The organism is Acidobacteriota bacterium, assembly GCA_012729555.1.
Lineage (GTDB): Bacteria > Acidobacteriota > UBA6911 > UBA6911 > UBA6911 > UBA6911.
In genome coordinates, this window is record JAAYCX010000089.1 from 1 (window position 1) to 20,879 (window position 20,879).

The following is a 20,879-nucleotide window of genomic DNA, read 5'->3' on the forward strand; positions in this document are numbered from 1 at the left end:
CAAAGCCCGGTACTGACACGGAGCGCGTGGACGTAGATGCGGCGGTCATAAGCGTGAAAGGGGTGCGCATTACCCGGGGAGATCTGGCGGATTGCCAAGAGCTAGGGAGGTCGAGAGGCTTTCCGATGATCCGTCAGAAGTCAGCCGAGGGCATAGTAGGTTCAGTTCGACGGACCGAAGGCCCGAACAGATGATCTTGGAAAGGTATCTTCGCTTCGATGGTGAATGAGACGCAGGAACAGAGGGATGAGAAGCCCAAAGCCCCTGGTGGAAGTGGCGGGCGGAACCCGCGAGGTAAACCAATGGGAGCGTCAAGCATCACGGCAGGGGAGGAAGTAACCGGACCGGGGACAATGCAACTGATGGAGGCAGTGGTCGAACGCGGCAACATGTTGGCGGCTTTGCACCGGGTGGAACGTAACAAGGGGGCGGCGGGTGTTGACGGAATGACCGTTGCGGACCTTAGGGCGAACCTGAAGGAGCAATGGCCGACAGTCAGAGAGAGTCTGCTGGCCGGCAACTACGCGCCGAAACCGGTCCTGCGGGTGGAGATACCGAAGCCCGACGGGAAGGGAGTGCGAAAGCTTGGCATTCCCACGGTAATGGACCGGCTGATACAGCAGGCGCTGCACCAGGTGATGCAACCGATCTTTGATCCAGGGTTTTCGGGATCGAGCTATGGGTTCCGCCCGGGCCGGAGCGCGCATGACGCGGTGAAGCAAGCGCGGGCATATGTGCGTGACGGCCGACGGTGGGTAGTCGATCTGGATCTGGAGCAGTTCTTTGATCGGGTCAATCACGACATTCTCATGGCTCGGGTGGCAAGGAAGGTGAAGGACAGGCGCGTACTGCGACTGATCCGGAACTACCTGCAGGCCGGGGTCATGGAGGCAGGGATCGCGGTGGCAAGCATGGAAGGAACGCCGCAGGGCGGACCCCTTTCTCCCTTGCTGTCGAACATCATGCTCGACGATCTTGACAGGGAACTGGAGAGACGCGGGCACCGGTTCTGCCGGTATGCAGACGACTGCAACGTGTATGTGAGGTCGAAGCATGCGGGGGAACGGGTGATGGACTCCCTGACATGGTTTCTGGAACGGAAGCTCAGGCTCAAGGTGAACCAGGCCAAGAGCGCGGTGGCTCGGCCATGGGAGAGGAAGTTCCTGGGGTATTCGCTGACGTTTCACCGGATAGCGCGGCTGAAGGTAGCGCCGCAATCGGTGCAGCGATTTCGGCTGAAACTCAAGGGCCTCTTTCGCGCTGGCCGGGGCCGCAATCTCGCACGGTTTATCCGCGAGGACCTGAACCCGGTCCTTCGTGGCTGGGCCCGATACTTTCATCTGTCGGAAGTTCGGGGGACGTTCGAGGAACTGGATGGATGGCTGCGCCGGCGGCTTCGTTGTATGCTTTGGCGACAATGGAAGCGCGTCTGGCCCCGTTTCAAGCGGTTGCGAGCTCGCGGACTGGACGAGGTCCGGGCTTGGAAATCGGTGACGAATGGGCGTGGCAGCTGGTGGAACTCGGGATCGTCTCATATGAATGAGGCCTTCCCGCAGCGCTTCTTTGACCACCTGGGGCTGCTATCACTGCTGACAACGGTTCGTCAGCCCTTATGATTATCTGAACCGCCGGATACGGAACCGTACGTCCGGTGGTGTGGGAGGACGGGGGCCGTGAGGCCCCCTCCTACCCGATGTCGGTCCGCGCCGGCCTACTCCCCGATGCGGAAGACCACGCCGAAGGCGAGGTTGACGTTGTTCATGCTGTCCCCCTCGTGGCGCGTCAGGTAGTAGTCCGCCTGGATCAGGCGGATGGCGACGCTCTCACTGAGATTGACGTCGAGCCCGCCGCCGAGGGCGAACCCGAGACCGTTGTTGGTATCGCTCATTTCGAGGTCGACACTCTCGCCCTCGACGTCGGCTTCGCCCGAGAGCCTGATGTGGTCGAGCCCGACCAGGGCGTGGGCGAAGGGGGTGACCCGTTCATTCCCCCGGTAGGTGAAGCGCGGGCCCGCCATCAGCGACAGGTTCCGGAGCTTGATGTTGCCATCGACGCTGTTGAACTCGTCGGAAACCGTGAAATCGACGATGTTGTCCTGGTTGTAGCGGAAATCGGCCACGATGCCGAAGGCGGGGGTGACGTTCAGCGCGACCGAGCCGTTGAACCCCTTCTTCATGAGCTTCGAGGTGCTGGTGCTTACGCTCACCCCCTCGGGCGCCATATCCTCGAGGCCGCTGACGATCGAATCGAGATCGCTGTCGCTCACCCCGAGCTTCAGCATGGAGTACCCGGCGAACACCTCCGCCCGCGGGAAGTCCTGGGCTACGGCCGCCCCCGATACCAGCAGGGCCAGAACAGCTGCGAACACGACTTTTTTCATCTCTTCTCCTCGCATTAAAGGGGGATCCGGGACCCATCCCGCTGTGGGAATCTCCGCGCGCAATTACGGCACCGGCGGTTCCCGAATCCGTGAGTATTGCAGGCGCCGGTCTCCTTCCGGAGTGCCAGGGTACTCATCGGCCCTGCGGCCCGCCGGAATGAGCGAATTATATGCGGATCCCCGGCGCGGGGGGGGATTTTATCCGGCCGTGCAACTTTTCGTAGTAGAATCATGTCAAATCCGATGGAGGGTACAACCATGAAGACGCCGCCGCAGGTCCGGATCATCCTGCTTTCCGTCCTGATTGCGACACTCTGTTTCACGGGGTGCGTGAAAAACCCGGTGACGGGGAAGCGCCAGTTCGTCATGCTGACCGAAGGCCAGGAGATCGCGATGGGGGCGGAATCGCACCCCGAGGTGCTGGCGCAGTTCGGGACGGTGGAGGACGCGGCGCTGCAGGCGTACTTCTCCAAGGTCGGAAAGGAACTGGGACGGCTGTCCCACCGCCCCAACCTCGAATGGCATTTCACCGTCGTGGACGCCCCCGTGGTCAACGCCTTCGCCGTTCCCGGCGGCTATGTCTACCTCACCCGGGGGATTCTGGAGCACATGAACAACGAGGCGGAAATGGCCTCTGTCCTCGGGCACGAAATCGGCCACATCACCGCCCGCCACTCGGTGACCCAGTTGTCTCAGGGGCAGCTGATGAATATCGGACTGGGGCTCGGGTCGATCTTCTCGTCCCAATTCCAGCAGCTCAGCGGCCTGGCCCAGATGGGGCTCCAGGTCCTGATGCTCAAGTACAGCCGGGACCACGAGCGCGAGGCGGACCGGCTGGGGCTCGAATACATGGCCCGGGCGGGTTACGACCCGGAACAGATGAGCCGGTTTTTCGAGGTCTTCAACGACATGAGCGAGGAGCGGGAGGGGGCCGTTCCCAACTGGCTTTCGACGCACCCCTCCCCCCCCGACCGGCTCCGGGATACCCGGCTCGAAGGCGCCCGCCTGAAGCGGAGCGCCCCCGGACGCACCTTCAAGGTCGACGCCGACGCGTTCATGCCCCGGCTGGCCCGGCTGGTCTACGGCGACAATCCCAGGGAGGGGTTCGAACAGGACGGCCGGTTCATTCACCCCGACCTGCGCTTCCAGTTCGATGTTCCCCCGGGGTGGCAGGTGGAAAACACCAAGAGCGCGGTGTTCATCTCCGAACCCCGCGGGGGAGCGGTGGTCCAGCTTTCCATGGTCCCCCCGCAGGCCGGGGGGTCCCCTGCCGAGATCGGCCGTACGATGGGGAACCAGCAGGGGCACCAGCTGGTCAGCGGAAGGGAAGAGCGGATCAACGGCAAGCCCGCCTTCGCGGGGCTCTACCGGGTGCAGAGTGACAGCGGCATCCTGGGGGTCACGGCCGCCTTCATCAGCCACGGCGGGAACGTCTACCAGCTAGCCGGGCTGGCGCCGGAGTCGGCGTTTTCCGGCTACCGCCGGCAGATGGAAACCTCGCTGCGGAGTTTCCGCGAACTGACCGATTCGCGCTTGCTGTCGGTGCAGCCGGACCGGATGAAGCTGGTGCGGGCACGCAGGGGGGACACGCTGCGGCGGCTGGCCGGTTCCTCCGCCCAGGGCCGGATCAAGATCGAGGACCTGGCCCGGCTCAACCGGTTGCAGCCGGACCAGGCGCTCGCGGCCAACACCTGGGTGAAGCTGGTCGATCCCGGGAGGCGATGACGGGCTCCTAGCGGCGGAGGGCGCCCATGGTGTCGCAGGCGCCAACGTCCCCCGTGTCGTAGCCGCGGTGGAACCAGGAGGCCCGCTGCTCGGACGAGCCGTGGGTGAAGGAATCGGGGTTGACGTACCCCTGCGACTGTTTCTGGATGAAATCGTCCCCCACCGACTGGGCCGCCCGGATCGCCTCCTCGATATCCCCCTCCTCGAGGAGGTTGTCGGCCTGGGCGTGCCGGGCCCAGACCCCGGCGAAGCAGTCGGCCTGCAGCTCCACGAGCACCGACAGGGTGTTGGCGTCCCTCTCGCCCGAGCGGCGCCGGAGCTGCTCGACCTGGTCGGAGATCCCGAGCAGGTTCTGCACGTGGTGCCCCACCTCGTGTGCGATCACGTAGGCCTGCGCGAAGTCCCCCGCGGCCCCGAAGCGCCGCTCGAGTTCGCGGAAGAAGGAGAGGTCCAGGTACACATTCCGATCCGGGGGGCAGTAAAACGGCCCGACCGCGGCCGAGTTGAGGCCGCAGGCCGACTGCACGGCGTCTTCGTAAAGGACCAGGACCGACGGCTCGTAGCGGCGGCCCGCCCTGGAGAAAATCCCGGCCCAGGTGTCCTCGATGCTGCCGAGCACGGCCTCGACGAACTCGCGTTCGGTATCTTCGCCGGCGGCGGGGACAGCGGCCGGTTGCCCGACCGAAACGGAAGGGGCGTTCCCCACCTGCTGGAGGAGTTCCAGCGGGTTGTTCCCGGTCAGGTAGGCCAGGGCCAGGACCACGAGCAGTCCCACGCACCCGATCCCCCCCGCCTGTGGGAGGCGGGTGCCCCTGCGGTCCTCGACGTTGGTGCTTCTCCTGCTGGTTTTCCAGCGCATGTCGTCCCCCCTTTCAGACTCCTGTCTTTCGGGGACTATCATAATCCCGGTCCGGGCGGAAAGCTCCCGATCTTTTGGGGCAAAAAACGACGGGAGCGGCAGGGCCGCTCCCGTCCGGTTTGCATGGGATGAGGGGCCCCGGTCTCAGGCCCCCAGTTTCCCCCGTTCGGCCATGACGTCGGCCACCCGCTTCAGGCCGTAGCCCTCCAGGGTCCGGCGCGTCGGCCAGCCGTTATCACGGTCCCACCCTTCCAGTTGGTAATAGTGGGTCTTGAAATCCTCGACCCCCTTCCTGTCCAGGTACATGTCCGGGGCCTCGTCGTGGCGCCACTTGCCGTTTTCATAGATCGGCACGCCCCCCCAGAAGGTCATTCCGGAGGCGCCGGGCCGGTACATGAAGGGCGCGAAGACCTCCGCCTTCCGGTTGCGGCCGTGCATGACGCGGATGGCGCGCTCCAGGGTCCAGATCTTCTGCCCGACGCGCATGGTGTCGGCGAAGGTGTCCTTCTTCCCGGTCACCGCCGTGTAGTACTTCATCTCGATCTCGGGGCTGATCGTTTCGAGGTTGGGGAGGAACATCTCGCAGAACGCCATCGACTCGTTCCAGAACGAGGCGTAATGCCGGCTCCACGCGACCTCCTTGGCCTTGTGGGGCGAATAGAGTCCCGTCTTCCAGGCCTCCTCCCCCTTCCAGGCGTAGTTGAACATGAAGATGTCGTCCGCGTAGGGCGTCATCTTCTTCGCCAGCTCCACCAGGGCCTCCTCCGTCGTCTTCCCGCGCGGCTTGCCCACGGCGGTGACCAGGCCGTGCCAGCTCGGGTCGCCCGCGCCGAGCAGGTAGTTGTAGGCCCATTCGGCGCTCGGCAGGGTCCAGTGACCGGTAGCCCCCCACGCCGGGAAGCGGAGCGCCCCGCTTTCCAGGTCCTGTTCGAGCCGTCCCCACTTCTCGGCGGCCCGCATGCACCCTTCGGCAAGGGCGTCGCCGATCCCCACGCGCTTGGAGATCGCGTCGAGGAAGGCCAGGCGGAAGCTCAGTTCCCCCCACTGCTCCATCGGCAGCGGGGCGGAATCGATCCTCTTGCCCGGTCCCAGTTCGCCGATCCGGTGGAGGTAGCGGATATACCACCCGATCCCGGTCTCCACCGGCACCTTCTTGTCGAAGAAATCGGGGGCGCCGGGGATGTCGGATACGAACAGCCCCAGGAAATGGGCCGACCAGCCGCTGGCGCCGTATTTCATCAGGGCTTCCGACGCGAGTTCCGCCTCGGAGGCCGCCTGGGCCGATTGCGCCCCCCCGAGCGCCTGTTTTTCGGGATTGGCAAGCCAGTGCTGATCCACGCACATGGTCTCCCCGGCGTGGTAGACGTTCCGGCGCCGGTCGGCCCGGAGGCAGGGGTTGCACGATCCCGATCCCGCGCTGGCCGGGGCGAAGCTCCCGGTCACGAGGCCGCCGCCCGTCATCTGCCAGATCCGGGCGTCCATGACCGCCTTGGCGTCGGCCATCCTCACCGTGCCCGACCCGAGCACGCTGACGGCCTTGAGGTTCTTGGCGCCGAAGACGGCGCCGAAACCGCCGATCCGCGCGCTGACGCCGCTGCCCGTGATCAGCGCGGCCAGTCTCGAGCGGGCTTCCCCTACGGGGCCGATGCAGAGGATCTGCGGGCGCCCGGTGGTGTAGGTGTCCTCCAGTTGCATCCACTCCTCGCCGAAGCGGGCCCTTCCTCCGACCATGGAGGCGATGCGGTCCTGGGTTTCCCAGGTGTCCCTCCCCCATAGATCCGCGGCGCTTTCGATCCTGACCGCGTCGTTGACGATGTTGATCCATACCGGCCGGTCGGCCTTCCCCTCCACGACCACGCCGTCCCAGCCGGCCAGTTTCATCATGGTCCCGAACCGTCCGCCGAAATTGCCCCGCCAGAATTCACAGGTGGGGAAGGTTTCGGGTGATATCCCGCAGATGCTGGTCCGGCCCGCGCCGGGGACCCCGGTGCCGGCCAGAGGGCCGACCATGATCGGGAGGACGTGCCGGGGATCGAAGGGGTCCTTGAGGTCCCACTCACCCGGGGCGACGGCGAGGTCCCAGAAGATGGCCGCGCCCATGCCATAGCCCCCGCCGAATTCCTCGTACCGGGCGGTCTCCATGACGGTGACCTCGTTCGTCGACAGATTGACGCGCGCGATCTTTCCTGCGTATCCGTAACTCATGTCTCTCTCTCCTCTCCCTTACGATTTGGACGCCGGCTTTTTCGCGGCGGGCGTGGGTGGTTTACCGAACGGCATCTTCGGCCGGGGAGGCACCAGGTTGACGTCGTACCCCGCCACGTCCTCCTGGGGCGGGGTTTCCCTGACGAGCTTGAGGGCCTTGGCGGGACAGCCGGTGACGCAGGCGGGGTCGCCGTCCGGCCCCCCTTCTCTGCTCCAGAAGGGGGTGTCGATACAAAGGTCGCACTTCGTCGATTTTTTCTTGTACGGGTTCCAGACGGTCCGCCGCGGGTTCTGGGGACACATCTGGAGGCACCGCTTGCAGCCGATGCACTTCTCTTCGTCGATCACCCGCACGTTTCCGTGCCCGGTGTCGATGTGGGCGGCCCCGGTCGGGCAGTTCTGCACGCAGAGGGGGGCGACGCACTGGCGGCAGGGGGACATAACTACATCCAGGGGGTACTTGGTGAAGGACGGGGCGTCGCGGATGATCTGGATCCGGGACAGGGAAGGGTTCGCCTCCCCGTAATGGGCCATGGAACAGTTGAACATGCAGCTCTGGCAGCCCCAGCAGAGGCGGCTGTCGTAGACGATATACCCGGTCGATGCAGGGTAGGACACCTTGCCGGCGGCGGGCTGGGCGGCGGCCACGGCGGGTCCGGGGATCTGCGCCGCGAAGGCGCCCGCGGCCAGCGCGGCCCCCCCGCCGACCAGGAACTTGCGCCGGGGGACCTTACCCTGGGTCCCGGCATTTTCCGATTCAGCCATAAAACGGTCTTCTCCTTCGATAAGGCGACGCCACGGGGGCGAACGCCTGCCCGCCCCTCCCAGTATCGCACCCGATATCTGGGAATAATATTACCAAATCTTACAAAAAATACCCAAATATGAACAAAAAGGAAAAACAATGGCCTATCTGCAGGCAAGATTCCCCCGGAGTCGACGGCAGCGGGCGCCGTCTTCCGGGGGAGGTTCTCGGGGCGGGGGGGTCAGTTGGCGAAGGTGATCCCCAGGCCGGTGGTGTACATGAAATCGTTGTTCTGCCTGCCGGGGGCCGGGTCGCTCAGGTAGCGGTCGCTGATCGACACGTTCCAGGTCAGCCATTTCAGCAGCTTGGTGTTGAGCCCGAGGTCGAAGTTGACACGGTACATCCCCGAGTTGGTCATGTCGTTGAACATCCGGTAGCTCTGGACCAGGCTCGCGGCGGAGTTGAGCTTGATCGAGAGTTCGTCCCCCCAGTAGATCTCGCCCGATTCCCTGATAAGGGGGGTGCTGAAGCTCGAACGGTTGTAGGCGCCGCCCGCCAGGAGGTCGAGCCGCACCCGGTCGTTGGCGATGGCGTGGTACCCCATGCCGCCGCCGAGGACGAAGCGGAGGTCCAGGTTTTGGAAGCGGTCATATTCGTAGTCGTTGAAGGCGCTGAAGAAGAGGCGCGGGGTGATGTCGCGCCCGTAGCTGATCCCCCCGCGGACGGCCTCGGCCGTGTCCTCGCTGACATCGTCGATGCGGGCGGAGGCCTTGATGAGGCTGAAGTAGATGGAGGTCTTGTCGCTGCGGGTCCTCCGGTCGGCGTTGATCCCGGTGGTGAACGTCAGGGTCCTGGCGTTCCCCGACGTGCCGGCGAAGCCGACGGTCCCGGTCCCGGTCCACAACTGGAGCCAGCCGGGGTTGAGAAGCCGCTGATAGGCCTTCTCTTCGGCATCGTCGCGGATGGCGCTGATATCTCCGAACGCCAGTTCCCTCACGGCGTCGGCCGTCTTCACCTCGGCCTTGTCCCCCTCGAGGGTAAAGGTGCCGTGAAGGGTCGGGCCCGCGGCGGGGACGACGTAGACCGGGGTGTCGGCCGCGACCGACTCCACCTGGTCCCAGGGAACGGTGACGGCCCCCATCTGTTCCGTCTTGATGGTGAGGCCGGCGTCCTGCTTTTTCACGATGCTGCCCGTCAGGCGGTCGCCGTTCTTGAGCACCACCTGGTCCGCCCGGGCCGCGGTCGCGGCGATAAGAAAGGACAGGCAGAAAACAGACAAGCTGAAAATACGGGTATTGCGCATGGGAACCCTCCCCTCAAGGTTGAATGCCGAATCCCCCTATGGATGCGGATTATATTTATATGTCACGGTTTCCCGGCGTTCAAGGCCGCATCTGCGCGACCGGCTTCCGCTCCCCGGGGCCAGCCCCAGACCATGGCATCGCGCGGGCAGACCTTCAGGCACCGGGCGCAGCTGTAGCAGTCGGCGGGGAAGGATCTTCCCTCGACCCGGTCCCCGGCCGCCTCGAGGGGACACGCGGCGACGCAGGCGCCGCACTCGTCGCACTTCGCCCGGTCGATTCGGACGCGGGCGAGGCTGAACCGCTCGGCCAGCCAGGAGACCAGGCCGAAAGGGCAGACGAACTGGCAGAAGGGGCGGTAGAGGAGGAGCGAGAGCCCCAGGGCGAGCAGGATCGTCAGGGTCACCGACAGGGGCGAGAAATCGAGGTTGAAGAGGTTGAAAGGGTTCAGGGAGTGGTAGAGCACGAAACCCTTGGAGCGCCCGACGACGCCGAAGAGGAGGAGGAGGGCCAGGACGAAAAGGAGGGCGCGGACGCCGTTGGACCAGACGAACGGGACTTTTTTCCTTTTGAGCCGCCGCATCAGGGGGAGGCTGTAGATCAGTTCCTGCAGGGCGCCGAACGGACAGGCCCAGCCGCAGACCAGCTTGTTCCCCACGACGGCCAGGAGGAGGAAGAAGAGGAGGGCGGCCGCTTCCGCGGCCACCGAGGGGTAGAGCCCGGCCATGGCCTTCGGGACCTTGACGATCCCCTCCATCGGGTTCGGTGATTTGCCCAGGGCGAAACCGCTCGCGATCCCGGCCGCCACGAGCGTCAGGATGTAGGGGAGGCGCGGGTACCACCCCCTCCGCCCTTCGACCGGGGACCCGTCCGGGCGCCCGAGACGCCAGAGGAACACGATGCCCCAGAGCACCAGGGCCGCGTAAACGTAATAGCGCAGCCGCGAGGGGCGGTGGCCGGCGAGGTGATGGACCACCTCGTCCAGTCCTTCCTGCCCGACTCCGAGGCCTTTGAGCGGCTTTCCCTTGGGCGCATCGACCGGGAGCCCCAATTCCCGGGCCAGTGCCATGCCCGTCACCCCCAGTTCGGGCGCGATCTCCCGGATCGACGAGTCGACGGTGAACGCGGACCCGGGGAGGGCGGCGGATCCGGGCTCGAGAATCCAGCCGGCACCGATGATGGTGACGGCAGCCAGGAGGGTGAGTGCGAACCAGAGGCGCTGTGCGCGGGACAGAGCCGCAAACCAGGTCATGCGTACCCCCTTTCCCCGATGGGGTGGCCGCCGGGAGCCCTAATCGGCCGCCTTCTCCTCCGCATAATAATAGAGAGTCAGCAGAATGAGGATAAAAAAACAGGTCATGATCAGGCCCAGCCCCGGATCGCTCTTGACCAGGAGTTCGAATTCGGGCGTGGTGTACGGGGCGGCCTTCCCGGGGGCGCCCGCCTGCATCATGTGGATCTGAAACCCGTTTGAGTGGAGAGGCCGCCCGATCTCGACCTGCCGGCGCTCCCCGGCGCCGAAAACGATTTCGGCGCGGCACTGCCGGATGCTCCCGGCGAACGGACCCTGGAAGAACTCGCACCGGGGCTCCCCCACCGCCATCGCCAGGTTGCCCGGAAGGGTGTAGTGTGCCGTTTCCCCCGGGCGGCTGACGAATTCCATGCTCCGGCTCCGGAACCCGACGCACATGGAGGCGAAATGGCCCGCGAGGATGATGCCGAAGCAGGCGTGGATGAGGGAGGGGGTGACCCTGGTCAAGAAGGTGCGCGTCCCCGTGCTGCTGCGGCGGTTCCAGTGATAGGCCAGGCGGTCGAGGATGCAGCAGGCCGTATTGACCCCGAGCAGGAAGAGGACGAGGGCCAGAAGCGGCAGCCACCAGGTCTTGTCGAGGTTGCCGGTCCCCCACTCCCGCAGCCAGTCCTCGAGCAGCATCCGGTTGAGGGGGTCGAACACGGCCTTGCCCGACTTGACGTAAAGGCCGCCGGTCACAAAGAGGGCTATGGAGGCCCAGAGCAGCCAGAGGGTCAGGTTGACCCCGGCCAGGAATTTCCAGATTCTGTTCCCCATGGCGGTCTTCCTATGAAGTCAGCTTGCCCAGGAAATAGGCAAGGTAGCGAAAGTAAAGGACAGGGATAAAAGCGATGGCGACCAGGCGCGCGCGCCGCGGGGCGGGCCACCCGGGGAGGAACCTGAGATGGAGGTAGAGGGCGAGGAAGAGCCAGAAGGCGGCCGAGTTGTAATGCCGGTCGGAGGAGAGGTGGAAGGGGACGGCCCACCCCAGGTAGCTCCAGACCGCTCCCAGGACCTGCGAGAGGCTGAAGAGGACGAAACTCAGGATGAGGTAGTTGTGAAAGGTGCCCGGCAGGTCCCGCCGGCGGAGGTGCCCGAGTGCGAACCAGCAGGCCATGAAGAAGGCGGCGTACGCCACGCTCTCGGTGAAGAAGAAGGCCGTGACCCAGCCGACCGGGTGCATCGGCCCCGGCGGGTATACCAGCGATCCCTGGGCGGCCAGCACCCGGGTCTGGAGCGAGGTGAGGAGGGCGACGGCGAAGATGAGGATGACGGCGGTGTGCGCGGCATCCTTGCGGTCCGAAAAGAACCGGTGCAGGAGCGCCAGCGCGGCAAGCGCCCAGGGGAGGAACACCTCGAGCGATACGATGGTGTTGGGCAGGAAGATGCCACTCGAGCGGCCCAGGCCCAGGAGAAACCACCCCTGCAGGAGGAATCCCGCCAGGAGAAGGGAGGGGCCTGCGGCCTTCAGCCTGCCGGGCCGGCAGGCGAGGGCCGAGAGGCCGAAGGCGGCCGCGGCGGCGTACTGCGCCCAGTAAGGTATGGCGTTCGGTTCGGTCATCGTCTTTTCCTTTGCGCGTGAAGGCGCATTATAGGGAAGGGGAGGATCCTTTAAAAGACTTAAGTTAACGATAAATGACAAAAGATGACCCGATGCGGGAGGGGCGAATTTTCTTTTCTCTTCCGGGGCGGGCGGCATAAAATGCCGGTGCCGGCGGCGGGCGGACCAGGACCGCCCGGGCGGCCGCGAGGGGGTGACGATGCGAGCGACTTTCGTTGGAATGCTTCTGTGCCTGTGCGCCGCGGTCCCGGGGATCGGGCCGGCAGCGGCGCAGTTCAAGATGGACCCTGCCGAGGCCAAGCGCCTGGCCGAAGAGACCCGCGAGGACCACGAGAACATGATGCGGCAGCTGGGCGTCCGGAAGCTGCGGCCGGGGCCGAGCGGGAACGAAAAGGACCCGAACCACGCCAACTACGACGAGGCGCTCGCCAATCCCTTCCCCGACCTTCCCGAAATCCTCGAGACGAGGGACGGCCGGAAGGTGACCTCGGCGAAGATGTGGTGGGACGTCCGGCGGCCCGAAATCCTCGAGGACTTCGAGCGCGAGGTCCTGGGGAGGGTTCCCCCGAATGTCCCCGCGGTGAAGTGGACGGTGGTCAAGACGACGCGCGACAAGGTGGGGGGCCGTCCCGTCGTCGGGAAGCGGCTGACCGGGCGGGTGGACAACTCCTCCTTCCCCTCGATCGGCGTCGATATCGACATGATCCTGGTCACCCCCGCCGAGGCCGCGGGTCCCGTCCCGGTCATGATGATGTTCGGGTTCGGGACCCTTCCGGGCGAGGCGGTCCCCGATGGCCCCTGGGGCCGCATGTTCACACCCCCCCCCGGCAGCGACCCGCCCGCCACCGAGCAGCTGATCGCCGCCGGCTGGGGCTACGCCTACGTCAACCCGGGGAGCATCCAGGCCGACAACGGCGCCGGCCTGCGCAAGGGCATCATCGGCCTCGTGAACAAGGGCGGATTCCGCAAGCCCGACGACTGGGGCGCGCTGCGCGCCTGGGCCTGGGGGGCCTCGCGCGGACTCGATTACCTGGAAACGGACAGGGAGGTCGATGCCGCGCGCGTGGGGATCGAGGGGGTTTCGCGCTACGGCAAGGCCGCGCTCGTGACCCTCGCCATGGACACCCGCTTCGCCGTGGCGCTGGTCGGGTCCTCGGGCGAGGGGGGGGCCAAGCTCCACCGCCGGAATTTCGGGGAAGCGGTCGAGAACCTGACCGGTTCGGGCGAGTACCACTGGATGGCGGGCAACTTCCTGAAATACGGCGCGGCCGAGGCCGATTTCGGCAGCCGCAACGCCGGGGACATCCCCGTGGACGCCCACATGCTGATCGCCCTGTGCGCCCCGCGCCTCACCTTCATCAGCTACGGCATCCCGGAGAAGGGGGACGCGCACTGGCTGGACCAGAAGGGGAGCTTCATGGCCGCCGTCGCGGCGGGCCCCGTCTTCCGCCTCCTCGGCGCGAAGGACCTGGGGGTCGGCGACGACTACAAAAACGTCACCCTCCCGCCGGTCAACACCGGGTTGCTCGAGGGCCGGCTGGCCTGGCGGCAGCACGACGGGGGGCACACCGACGGCCCGAACTGGAAACACTTCATCCCCTGGGCGGACGGGTTCCTGAAGCCCGGGGCGGCGCGTCGATAGCCCGCGGGAGGGGAAGATGAGACTGTTGCTGCTGACGCTGCTCGTGGCGGCCTGGGTCGCCGGCCCGGCAGGGGGAGCCGTTGCGGCCCAGGGCACGGCCCGCGTGCCGGCGGACCAGCCGGCGCCCCGGACCGATCCCAATTCCATGACCGCCCACCGGCAGTTGCTGGAAAAGGCGAAAAATGGGAGGATCGACATCTATTTCGCCGGAGATTCCATCACCCGCCGCTGGGGGGCCACCGATTATCCCGAGTTCCTGGAGCACTGGAAGAAGAGTTTTTTCGGCTGGAACGCGGCCAACTTCGCGTGGGGGGGGGACTGCACGCAGCACATCCTCTGGCGCCTGCAGAATGGCGAACTGGACGGGGTGCACCCCAGGGTGATCGTGCTCCAGGCGGGGACCAACAACATCGGGTACCGGGTCGGGGCCGGGGAGGCCCAGGCGCAGGCGGAGGAGATCGCCCGGGGGCTCGCGGCCATCCTGAAGGTCATGAGGGAGAAGGCTCCCGGGGCGACCGTCATCCTGACGGGGATCTTTCCGCGTAACGACAATATGGCCGCGCTCCCCGTCATCGACCGGGTCAACCGGAAGCTGGCGGCGATGGCCGACGGTGACCGCGTCCGCTTCCTCGACATCAACCGGAAACTGGCGGATGAGAACGGGGTGCTTTTCGAGGGGATGACGGCGCCCGACCGGCTCCATCTCGACCTCAAGGGGTACCAGGTCTGGGCCGACGCGCTCAGGCCGATCCTCCGCGAGATCCTGGGCCCGCCGGCTGCGGAGGATTTCGCCCCGCCCCCAACGGGCGACCCGTCCGCCGCCCGCTAGCCCGTCAGATCCCGGCCGCCGCCCCGGCCGGCTGGGGATCCCCGGCGGCCACGTCGACGTCGGCGAATTCCCTCTGGCGGGAGGCGACCTCGTGGAAGCCCTTGAGGATCGCTTCGTAGACGATGTCGCCGATGCGGGGTTCGACGACCACCCGGTGCTGCGCGTTCGAGAGGACGACCAGGTCGGCCCGGGGGGTCTTCCGCGCGACGAGCACCCCGTTTTCGACATCGACCACGCTGTCTTTCCCCCCGAAGACATAGGTCACGGGGACCGTCGTCTTCCGGGCGATCCAGCGGGTGAGGAGTTGGAAGGGGACCAGGGTGGAGCCCCCGACCAGCGACACCCTTTCAAAATGCGGCGCCTTCACCTCCTCGCCGCCGCGGACCAGGGTGGGCGCCTCGCCCAGGCTCAGGGTGGTGGCGCTCAGCGCCCGGGCGGCGGCGCCGATGCCCAGGAACGACCCCGCCGCCAGGGCCAGGGACCGGCGCCCGGAGCACGACCCGCGCAGGTACCGGGAGAGGATGAGGCCGAAGCAGCCGGCGGCCGCCATCGGCAGCCCGAGGTAGTACAGCCCCGCGACCCCGTAGCTCGCCGCCCGGGTGGTGCGGCTCCGGGCGCGCAGGTAGGGGCTGAGGAGCACGATCCCGGCGACCTTGCTCGGGTGGCGCGCCGCGATCGTCAGCACCACGTTGGCGCCCGTGGAATAGCCGACCAGCGCCACCGGCCGCTTCTCCTCCTTCCAGAAATCGAGGAAGAGTGTTTCCGCCTCGCGCCAGTAATGCCAGGAGCGGCTCCGGAGGAACTGCCCCTCGTCCCCGCTGTGCCGCGGCAGGCCGTGCATGAGAACGGTCGCCGGCAGGCGTTCGTGCATGGCGGTGCCGAGATCGCGCAGCACCTCGGGGCTGCTGGCGAACCCCGCGAACATCATCACCCTCTGGACCTTTCCCGGGGGCGCGGCCCGAGCGTCCAGGCGGATCTCGGTGACCCAGTCCAGTTCCCTGACCCGTTCTTCCATTTCGATAACCCGCCCTCCATTATCCGGGGCCCGGACAAACATTCCATTGTACTCCCGACAGCGGGCAAAGCGTAAGGGACGGCCGGTCTTTTTCCGCCCGGCGCGTTTGTCCCGTCAACCCGCTTCCTTTCCGGGGCAAATACTGATACAAAAGGGGGCCGACGGGCCGCGGCCCTTTCCAAGGAGTTCCCATGCCCCAGAGACTGCAGAGGTCGCTGCTGTACACCTACGGGACGGCCGATCTCTTCTTCAGCCTGATGGTGAACATGGAGCTCTACTTTTTCGCCCGTTTCCTCACGGACTATTCCGGGATGTCGCTGGCCCTGGCCGGCCAGATCCTGGGAATCACCAGTTTCGTCGATATCTTCTGCGCCCTGGCGGGAGGGCTGATTCTTCAGAAGGTGACGCTCCGGTACGGGGGCAAATACCGGTCCTGGTTTCTCGTGGGCCCCCCCCTGATCGCGCCCCTTTTCGTCCTGCAGTTCACCCGGATCGGAAGCGACGCCGTCGCCGCCGTCATCGTGGTGTCGGGCTTCCTCGCAAGCCACCTCCTGTTCAACGTGGTGTTCGCGGCCAACGGCGCGATGGTCGGCCGGTTGAGCCCGCTTCCCGACGAAAGGACCATCCTGTCCGCAAGCCGGTCCCAGGGGATGTCGGCGGCCGGTTTGATCTTCTCCTTCACCGCGGCGCCCATGATCGCCCTGTTCACCTCCCTGACCGACGGGACCCACGCCTTCACCCTGACCGTTTCCGTCTACGCTTTCCTGATGATCCTCGGGTACTGGTATGTTTATCGGCTCACCGCGGGCCGCGATCCCTACGACGAGACCTCCGGGGCGGGGTCCGCGGAGAGTTCGGGCCGCTCGCTGGCCGAAATCGTCGGGCTGGTCTTTCACAACCGGCCGCTCCTGCTGCTGATCCTGGCCCAGGTGTTCAGCAACGCGAGCTATATCCTCATCACGTCGATGGCGACCTATTATTTCGCCTATGCGGTCGGGAGGCCGGGCTTCCTTTCGGTCTTCATCTTCGCCATAAGCGTCTCGCGGCTGCTCGGGGCGCTCGCCGCCCGGTGGATCGGAGTGAGGGTCGGCAAGCGGACGGCCTACTGGGCTTTCTGCGCCCTGGCGGCCGCCGGGTTCGCATCGGCACGCCTGGCGGGGGGGGCGCTCTGGCTGTTTTTGTCCATCTTCTGCGTCTCCATTTTCGTCATGTCCGTCGCCACGTCCATGACCACGGCGCTGTTTGCCGATACGGTGACCTACGGGGAGTGGAAAACGGGGAAAAGCATCCGCGCCTTCACCATGGCCCTCATGAACGTCTCCATCAAGGTGGGAATCCTGATCCGCAGCGTCGTGGTGGCGGGCGGGCTGATGCTGATCGGCTTCGTGGCCAACGCGGCCCCCACCCCCCGGGTGGCCGAAGGGATTCAATCCATGATGACGCTCGGGCCCGCCGCCGGGTTCGCCCTGGCCGCGGCGATCTTCTACTACGGCTACCGGCTCGAGGACGGGCAGGTCGTATCGATGCAGGCGGAAATCGAGGCCGGCCGGACGGCCCGGGGCGCCTGAGCCCCGGGCCCGGAGGGATCAGTCGAGCGGTACCGTCTGCCCGTACTTCGGAACGAGGACCGGCAGGCCCTTCTCCTCCTCGAGCAGGCGGGCGAACGCCCGCGACGCGCTCTCCTCGCCGTGGTTGACGAAGATGCGCCTGGGGTCTTTCGTGATCGAGGAAAGCCAGCGGATGAGGTCGTCGCGGTCCGCGTGGGCCGAAAATCCGTGGATCTGGGCGATCCGCGCACGCACCGCGTGGTTCGCGCCGAAAATCCGCACGTTCCCGGCCCCTTCGACGATGTGGCGTCCGAGCGTGCCGACGGCCTGGTAGCCGATGAAGAGGATGGTCGCCTCCGGGCGGCTGATGTTGTTGGATATGTGATGCTTGATGCGGCCCCCGGTGACCATCCCCGAGCCGGCGATGATCATGGCGGTCCCCTTCAGGTAGTTCAGCTGCTTCGACTCGTTGGTGGTCTGCACCATGCGCAGGCCGGGGAAGTCGAAGGGGGAGCGGCCGTTCTCGAGGAACTCCCGCATCTCCGTGTCGAACAGCGTCCCGTGCCGCTTGAACACCTCGGTGACGCGGATGGCCATGGGGCTGTCGAGATATACCGGTATGGGCGGAATCCGCTTGGCCAGGAGCAGCTCGTTGAGGTAGTAGAGCATCTCCTGCGAGCGCTGCAGGGCGAAGCTCGGAACGATGATGTGGCCGCCGGCCGCGACGGCGCTGTTGACGATCGCGGCGAGCTCCTCCTTGATGTCGCGGTTTTTGTCGTGGTTGCGGTCCCCGTAGGTGGACTCCATGACGACGTAGTCCGGGCTGAGGAAGGTGTGGGGGTCTTCCAGCATCGGACGGTCCCAGCGGCCGATATCGCCCGAAAAGACGAGGCGGCGCTCCTCCGTTCCCTCCGTGACGACGACCCGGATCATGGCCGACCCGATGACGTGCCCCGCGTCGTAGTAGGTCGCGGTGACGCCCTGGGCCACGGCGACCGGTTCCCCGTATTCGACCGTCCTGAAGAGGGGGAGCGTTTTTTCGACGTCTTCGCCCGTATACAGGGGGATCTCCGGGTGCGGGCCGCGGCGCCCTTCCTTCATGTGCCGTTTCTTCTTGTAGGCCGCGTCCTCTTCCTGGAGCTTGGCGGAGTCCTGGAGGATGATCTTCGCTACCTCGGCCGTCGCCCGCGTGCAGACGATGTCGCCCCGGAACCCTTCGGCCACGAGCTTGGGCAGCAGCCCGCAATGATCGAGGTGGGCGTGGGTCAGAAGGACGGCCTTGAGTTCCCGCGGCGGGATGCGGAATGGTTCCCAGTTGCGGGAGAGAAAATCCCGTTCCTGGTGCATGCCGCAGTCGACGAGAAAGCGCGCTTTCGGGGTTTCGACGAGGGTCCTGGATCCGGTGACGTTGCGGGCGGCGCCGCAGAAAGTAAGGCTCAAGTTCATTCCTGTCTCCTCCAAAGGGCCCATCATAGCACGGCGGCGCGGCGTACGGCCACCGCGCCCCGGTTTATTCGGGAGAGCCCCCGGCGGGGGGCGGGGCGGCGTCCAGCCACGGCATCATGGTCCTGAGCCCGCCGTAATAGCGGTCGTAGGCGGGGAGGTAGGGGTTGGAGTAGAGCGTGGCCCGGGCGTCCCGGGGGAGGGGGATCCCCCTCAGAACCATGTCCATGAAAGCGGCCAGGCGGCGGGTCTGGGCCTCATCCACGTAGTGACCCCCCATCGTGGAGGGGCCGGAGTCCGCCGTGCGCAGGTTGAACGCCAGCCGGGGCGAGGCCCCCAGGAACTCGAATACGGGCCTGGCTCCCTCCATGCCGATCGAGTCCCCTTCCGCCCCGTTGGCGTAGTCGTCGAAGGCGGCGGTGAGGATCACGGCGCGCGGCGCTATGGCCGCTATCAGCTCGTGGTGGTCGAAGGGGAGGCGCTCGCCGTAACCGGGGGTCCGGGTCTTGTAGATCCGGCCGGGGTTCAAAAAACGCGCCAGCATTTCGTTCGAGTTGTGCCGCTGGTGCCGGACGTGGTCCCCGAGGACCTCGCACCCGATCGAGACCCCCCACGGGTAGACGTTGCCGAAGGGGGCGGTGCGGTACGGCGTGTTGCCGAAGGAATCGTAACGGTAGGGGGCGGCGCCGCCGCACCCGCTGGCGCCGGGGTTGACGACCCCGAATCTGTCATCCGTCAGCCCGGCCAGCAGGGCGGCCTTGCCGCAGCGGCTGAAGCCGGTCACCGCCGCTTTTTCGAGGTCCAGCTGCCGTCCCAGCGCGGGGTCGCGCGCGGCCAGGTCCCCGAGGGCGTCCAGGGCGCGGCTGGCGCCCCACGCCCATGCCATCAGGACGCCGGTGTCGGCGCCGGCCGCCACGTCGTAGGGGTAGAGGGTGTAGAACGCCCCGTTGCGGGCGTCGTCGTCCGAGGCGACGGCCGAGTAGGGGACACTCAATACCGCGTAGCCGGAATCGAGCAGGAGCTTGTTCCCGGGCATCGCCCGGAAATCGATGCTCACGACCACGGGGTAGGGGGCCTTCCGGCCCGATCCCTTTTCGGTGGGGAGGCTGAGCCTGCCGCTGAAGGAGGCGCTTCTGCCGCGGTCCTCGACCGTGACGGCGACCGCGGCACCTTCGGCCGTTCCTTTCACCGAACGGGGCGGCGGCGGCAGGGGGCCGAATTCGTAGTACTGGGCGAGTTCGAGGATCTCCTCCCGCCGCCGGTCCCAGTCCCCCGCCGAACGCACCCTGCCGCCGTCCCTGAACCTGAACGGGTCGGGAAGATGGAGCGTTTCGGGAAGATCGAAGGGGTCCGGGAATTTCCCCGCGCGGCGCAGGGCCCCGAGCGCGTCCCCCAGCCGGGCCGCCCGCCCGTCGATCACCTCCTGGTCCGCGGCCAGGAGAGAGTCGCGGGCCGCCGCCAGCGCCTCGTCGAGGCCGGCCTCCTCGCGCCATATGCCGCGCGGGAGGGCTTCGGCCTTTTCGATGTTCGCCCGGAGCGCGTAGGTGTCGAGCGCCAGGGCGGACTTCGCATCACGGCCGGAGAGCCGGAGTTCGCCCCAGCGGGAGTTGTCGTCCAGTCCCCGGTTGTTCCCGTCGCTCCAGAATATGCGGAACCGGCGCCTGTTTTCGGGCGGCTCCGCGTCGTTGATCGCGAAATCGATCCCCAGGGCGGTCCCGTTCTCCTTCGGCAGGCCGCCGAGGGCGAGGGCGAGTTCCACCGCGTATCCCCCCGTTTCATCGCCCGTCCCGGGGATGGGGGCCGCGGCGAAGGCCTCGAGCCGTTCGGCGTAGGGCCCGGCGCCCGAGAGTTCCCCCGAACTGCTGATGCGGATGAGGGCGTCGTCCTCCTCGTTCTTGGGAATCTTGTCGTTGTAGAAATCGAGGTAGATTTCCACCCCGTCCCTGTCGACGGGGTTGCGGGCGGAAGCGGTGACGGCGTGGTCGGTCACCCGGATCCAGAGGTAGAGGTGGGCGCCGTCCCACAGGGAGCGGACTTCGCCGCGTGCGGAGGGGCCGGCCGCCGGCGCGCCCCCCGCGGGGGGGGCGACAGTCTCCACGCGGACCGGCGGGGCCGAAAGCCAGGGCGCTTCCATGACCCCGTCCACGTGGATGGCGATCGACGAAAACGGGGACGACAGCACGGGGGGGGCGGCGCCCGGATGACGCGCGTCGGAACCGCCCGGGACCGACCCCAGCAGGGCCGTCAGCAGGGCGAGCGCCGCCGGTTTTCTCCTCGTGACCGCATGCATGGTGCATCCTCCCCGTCCCATGATACTATGAAACACACCCGGGGGA

16 protein-coding genes are annotated in these 20,879 nt (G+C 66.6%); 5 read left to right on the top strand and 11 right to left on the bottom strand.

The genetic code is table 11. From position 1 onward, the window contains the following. Window positions 1–302: 302 nt before the first annotated feature. On the top strand, window positions 303–1,616 hold the full coding sequence (gene ltrA, locus GXY47_14885; GenBank protein NLV32425.1) for a group II intron reverse transcriptase/maturase: 1,314 nt from the start codon (window positions 303–305) through the stop codon (window positions 1,614–1,616). 95 nt (window positions 1,617–1,711) lie between these two features. Here the strand turns inward: ltrA and GXY47_14890 are convergent, their stop codons facing one another. Continuing rightward, on the bottom strand, window positions 1,712–2,380 hold the full coding sequence (locus tag GXY47_14890; GenBank protein NLV32426.1) for a porin family protein: 669 nt from the start codon (window positions 2,378–2,380) through the stop codon (window positions 1,712–1,714). Between the two features lie 258 nt (window positions 2,381–2,638). On the opposite strand from GXY47_14890, the gene GXY47_14895 reads away from it, so the two are divergent. Next, window positions 2,639–4,105: a M48 family metalloprotease gene (locus tag GXY47_14895; GenBank protein ID NLV32427.1), complete on the top strand. Its 1,467-nt coding sequence runs from the start codon at window positions 2,639–2,641 to the stop codon at window positions 4,103–4,105. A gap of 7 nt (window positions 4,106–4,112) precedes the next feature. On the opposite strand, the gene GXY47_14900 is transcribed toward GXY47_14895, so the two are convergent. The 7 genes from GXY47_14900 to GXY47_14930 all read right to left on the bottom strand — a co-directional run bounded on the left by GXY47_14900 (window position 4,113) and on the right by GXY47_14930 (window position 12,067). Beyond that, the gene (locus GXY47_14900) at window positions 4,113–4,964 is read right to left on the bottom strand and encodes a zinc metallopeptidase (GenBank protein ID NLV32428.1); all 852 of its coding nucleotides are present in this window, start codon (window positions 4,962–4,964) and stop codon (window positions 4,113–4,115) included. 144 nt (window positions 4,965–5,108) lie between these two features. Further along, window positions 5,109–7,169 carry a hypothetical protein gene (locus GXY47_14905; protein ID NLV32429.1) on the bottom strand — a complete coding sequence of 687 codons (2,061 nt, stop codon included), beginning with the start codon at window positions 7,167–7,169 and terminating at the stop codon, window positions 5,109–5,111. 18 nt (window positions 7,170–7,187) lie between these two features. Then, window positions 7,188–7,934: a 4Fe-4S dicluster domain-containing protein gene (locus GXY47_14910; protein ID NLV32430.1), complete on the bottom strand. Its 747-nt coding sequence runs from the start codon at window positions 7,932–7,934 to the stop codon at window positions 7,188–7,190. Between the two features lie 221 nt (window positions 7,935–8,155). After that, window positions 8,156–9,217, bottom strand: coding sequence for a DUF481 domain-containing protein (locus GXY47_14915; GenBank protein NLV32431.1), 1,062 nt, complete (start codon window positions 9,215–9,217; stop codon window positions 8,156–8,158). A gap of 62 nt (window positions 9,218–9,279) precedes the next feature. Continuing rightward, on the bottom strand, window positions 9,280–10,467 hold the full coding sequence (locus GXY47_14920) for a 4Fe-4S binding protein (protein NLV32432.1): 1,188 nt from the start codon (window positions 10,465–10,467) through the stop codon (window positions 9,280–9,282). 39 nt (window positions 10,468–10,506) lie between these two features. After that, on the bottom strand, window positions 10,507–11,283 hold the full coding sequence (locus GXY47_14925) for a hypothetical protein (protein NLV32433.1): 777 nt from the start codon (window positions 11,281–11,283) through the stop codon (window positions 10,507–10,509). A 10-nt stretch (window positions 11,284–11,293) separates the two neighbouring features. Further along, complete coding sequence (locus tag GXY47_14930) at window positions 11,294–12,067, bottom strand: hypothetical protein (protein NLV32434.1); 774 nt, start codon at window positions 12,065–12,067, stop codon at window positions 11,294–11,296. A gap of 199 nt (window positions 12,068–12,266) precedes the next feature. Here GXY47_14930 and GXY47_14935 point away from each other — a divergent pair, with 199 nt between their 5' ends. Continuing rightward, a complete protein-coding gene (locus GXY47_14935) occupies window positions 12,267–13,709 on the top strand; it encodes an acetylxylan esterase (GenBank protein NLV32435.1) in 1,443 nt (480 codons plus the stop codon). A gap of 16 nt (window positions 13,710–13,725) precedes the next feature. Further along, window positions 13,726–14,538: a hypothetical protein gene (locus tag GXY47_14940; protein ID NLV32436.1), complete on the top strand. Its 813-nt coding sequence runs from the start codon at window positions 13,726–13,728 to the stop codon at window positions 14,536–14,538. 4 nt (window positions 14,539–14,542) lie between these two features. On the opposite strand, the gene GXY47_14945 is transcribed toward GXY47_14940, so the two are convergent. Then, complete coding sequence (locus GXY47_14945; protein ID NLV32437.1) at window positions 14,543–15,553, bottom strand: alpha/beta fold hydrolase; 1,011 nt, start codon at window positions 15,551–15,553, stop codon at window positions 14,543–14,545. A 191-nt stretch (window positions 15,554–15,744) separates the two neighbouring features. Between GXY47_14945 and GXY47_14950 the strand changes: the two genes are divergently transcribed. Further along, on the top strand, window positions 15,745–17,121 hold the full coding sequence (locus tag GXY47_14950; GenBank protein NLV32438.1) for a hypothetical protein: 1,377 nt from the start codon (window positions 15,745–15,747) through the stop codon (window positions 17,119–17,121). Between the two features lie 18 nt (window positions 17,122–17,139). On the opposite strand, the gene GXY47_14955 is transcribed toward GXY47_14950, so the two are convergent. Both GXY47_14955 and GXY47_14960 read right to left on the bottom strand, forming a co-directional pair. After that, window positions 17,140–18,540, bottom strand: coding sequence for an MBL fold metallo-hydrolase (locus GXY47_14955; GenBank protein ID NLV32439.1), 1,401 nt, complete (start codon window positions 18,538–18,540; stop codon window positions 17,140–17,142). Between the two features lie 70 nt (window positions 18,541–18,610). After that, window positions 18,611–20,833: a hypothetical protein gene (locus GXY47_14960; GenBank protein ID NLV32440.1), complete on the bottom strand. Its 2,223-nt coding sequence runs from the start codon at window positions 20,831–20,833 to the stop codon at window positions 18,611–18,613. Window positions 20,834–20,879 lie beyond the last annotated feature (46 nt).

What these genes read in the sequence shown, in the direction of transcription:
- GXY47_14895 (NLV32427.1), top strand. Translation starts at nt 2,639, where the DNA reads ATGAAGACGCCGCCGCAGGTCCGGATCATCCTGCTTTCCGTCCTGATT.
- GXY47_14950 (NLV32438.1), top strand. Translation starts at nt 15,745, where the DNA reads ATGCCCCAGAGACTGCAGAGGTCGCTGCTGTACACCTACGGGACGGCC.
- GXY47_14900 (NLV32428.1), bottom strand. Translation starts at nt 4,964, where the DNA reads ATGCGCTGGAAAACCAGCAGGAGAAGCACCAACGTCGAGGACCGCAGG.
- GXY47_14910 (NLV32430.1), bottom strand. Translation starts at nt 7,934, where the DNA reads ATGGCTGAATCGGAAAATGCCGGGACCCAGGGTAAGGTCCCCCGGCGC.
- GXY47_14960 (NLV32440.1), bottom strand. Translation starts at nt 20,833, where the DNA reads ATGCATGCGGTCACGAGGAGAAAACCGGCGGCGCTCGCCCTGCTGACG.
- GXY47_14940 (NLV32436.1), top strand. Translation starts at nt 13,726, where the DNA reads ATGAGACTGTTGCTGCTGACGCTGCTCGTGGCGGCCTGGGTCGCCGGC.
- GXY47_14935 (NLV32435.1), top strand. Translation starts at nt 12,267, where the DNA reads ATGCGAGCGACTTTCGTTGGAATGCTTCTGTGCCTGTGCGCCGCGGTC.
- GXY47_14925 (NLV32433.1), bottom strand. Translation starts at nt 11,283, where the DNA reads ATGGGGAACAGAATCTGGAAATTCCTGGCCGGGGTCAACCTGACCCTC.
- GXY47_14915 (NLV32431.1), bottom strand. Translation starts at nt 9,217, where the DNA reads ATGCGCAATACCCGTATTTTCAGCTTGTCTGTTTTCTGCCTGTCCTTT.
- GXY47_14930 (NLV32434.1), bottom strand. Translation starts at nt 12,067, where the DNA reads ATGACCGAACCGAACGCCATACCTTACTGGGCGCAGTACGCCGCCGCG.
- GXY47_14920 (NLV32432.1), bottom strand. Translation starts at nt 10,467, where the DNA reads ATGACCTGGTTTGCGGCTCTGTCCCGCGCACAGCGCCTCTGGTTCGCA.
- GXY47_14945 (NLV32437.1), bottom strand. Translation starts at nt 15,553, where the DNA reads ATGGAAGAACGGGTCAGGGAACTGGACTGGGTCACCGAGATCCGCCTG.
- GXY47_14890 (NLV32426.1), bottom strand. Translation starts at nt 2,380, where the DNA reads ATGAAAAAAGTCGTGTTCGCAGCTGTTCTGGCCCTGCTGGTATCGGGG.
- ltrA (NLV32425.1), top strand. Translation starts at nt 303, where the DNA reads ATGGGAGCGTCAAGCATCACGGCAGGGGAGGAAGTAACCGGACCGGGG.
- GXY47_14905 (NLV32429.1), bottom strand. Translation starts at nt 7,169, where the DNA reads ATGAGTTACGGATACGCAGGAAAGATCGCGCGCGTCAATCTGTCGACG.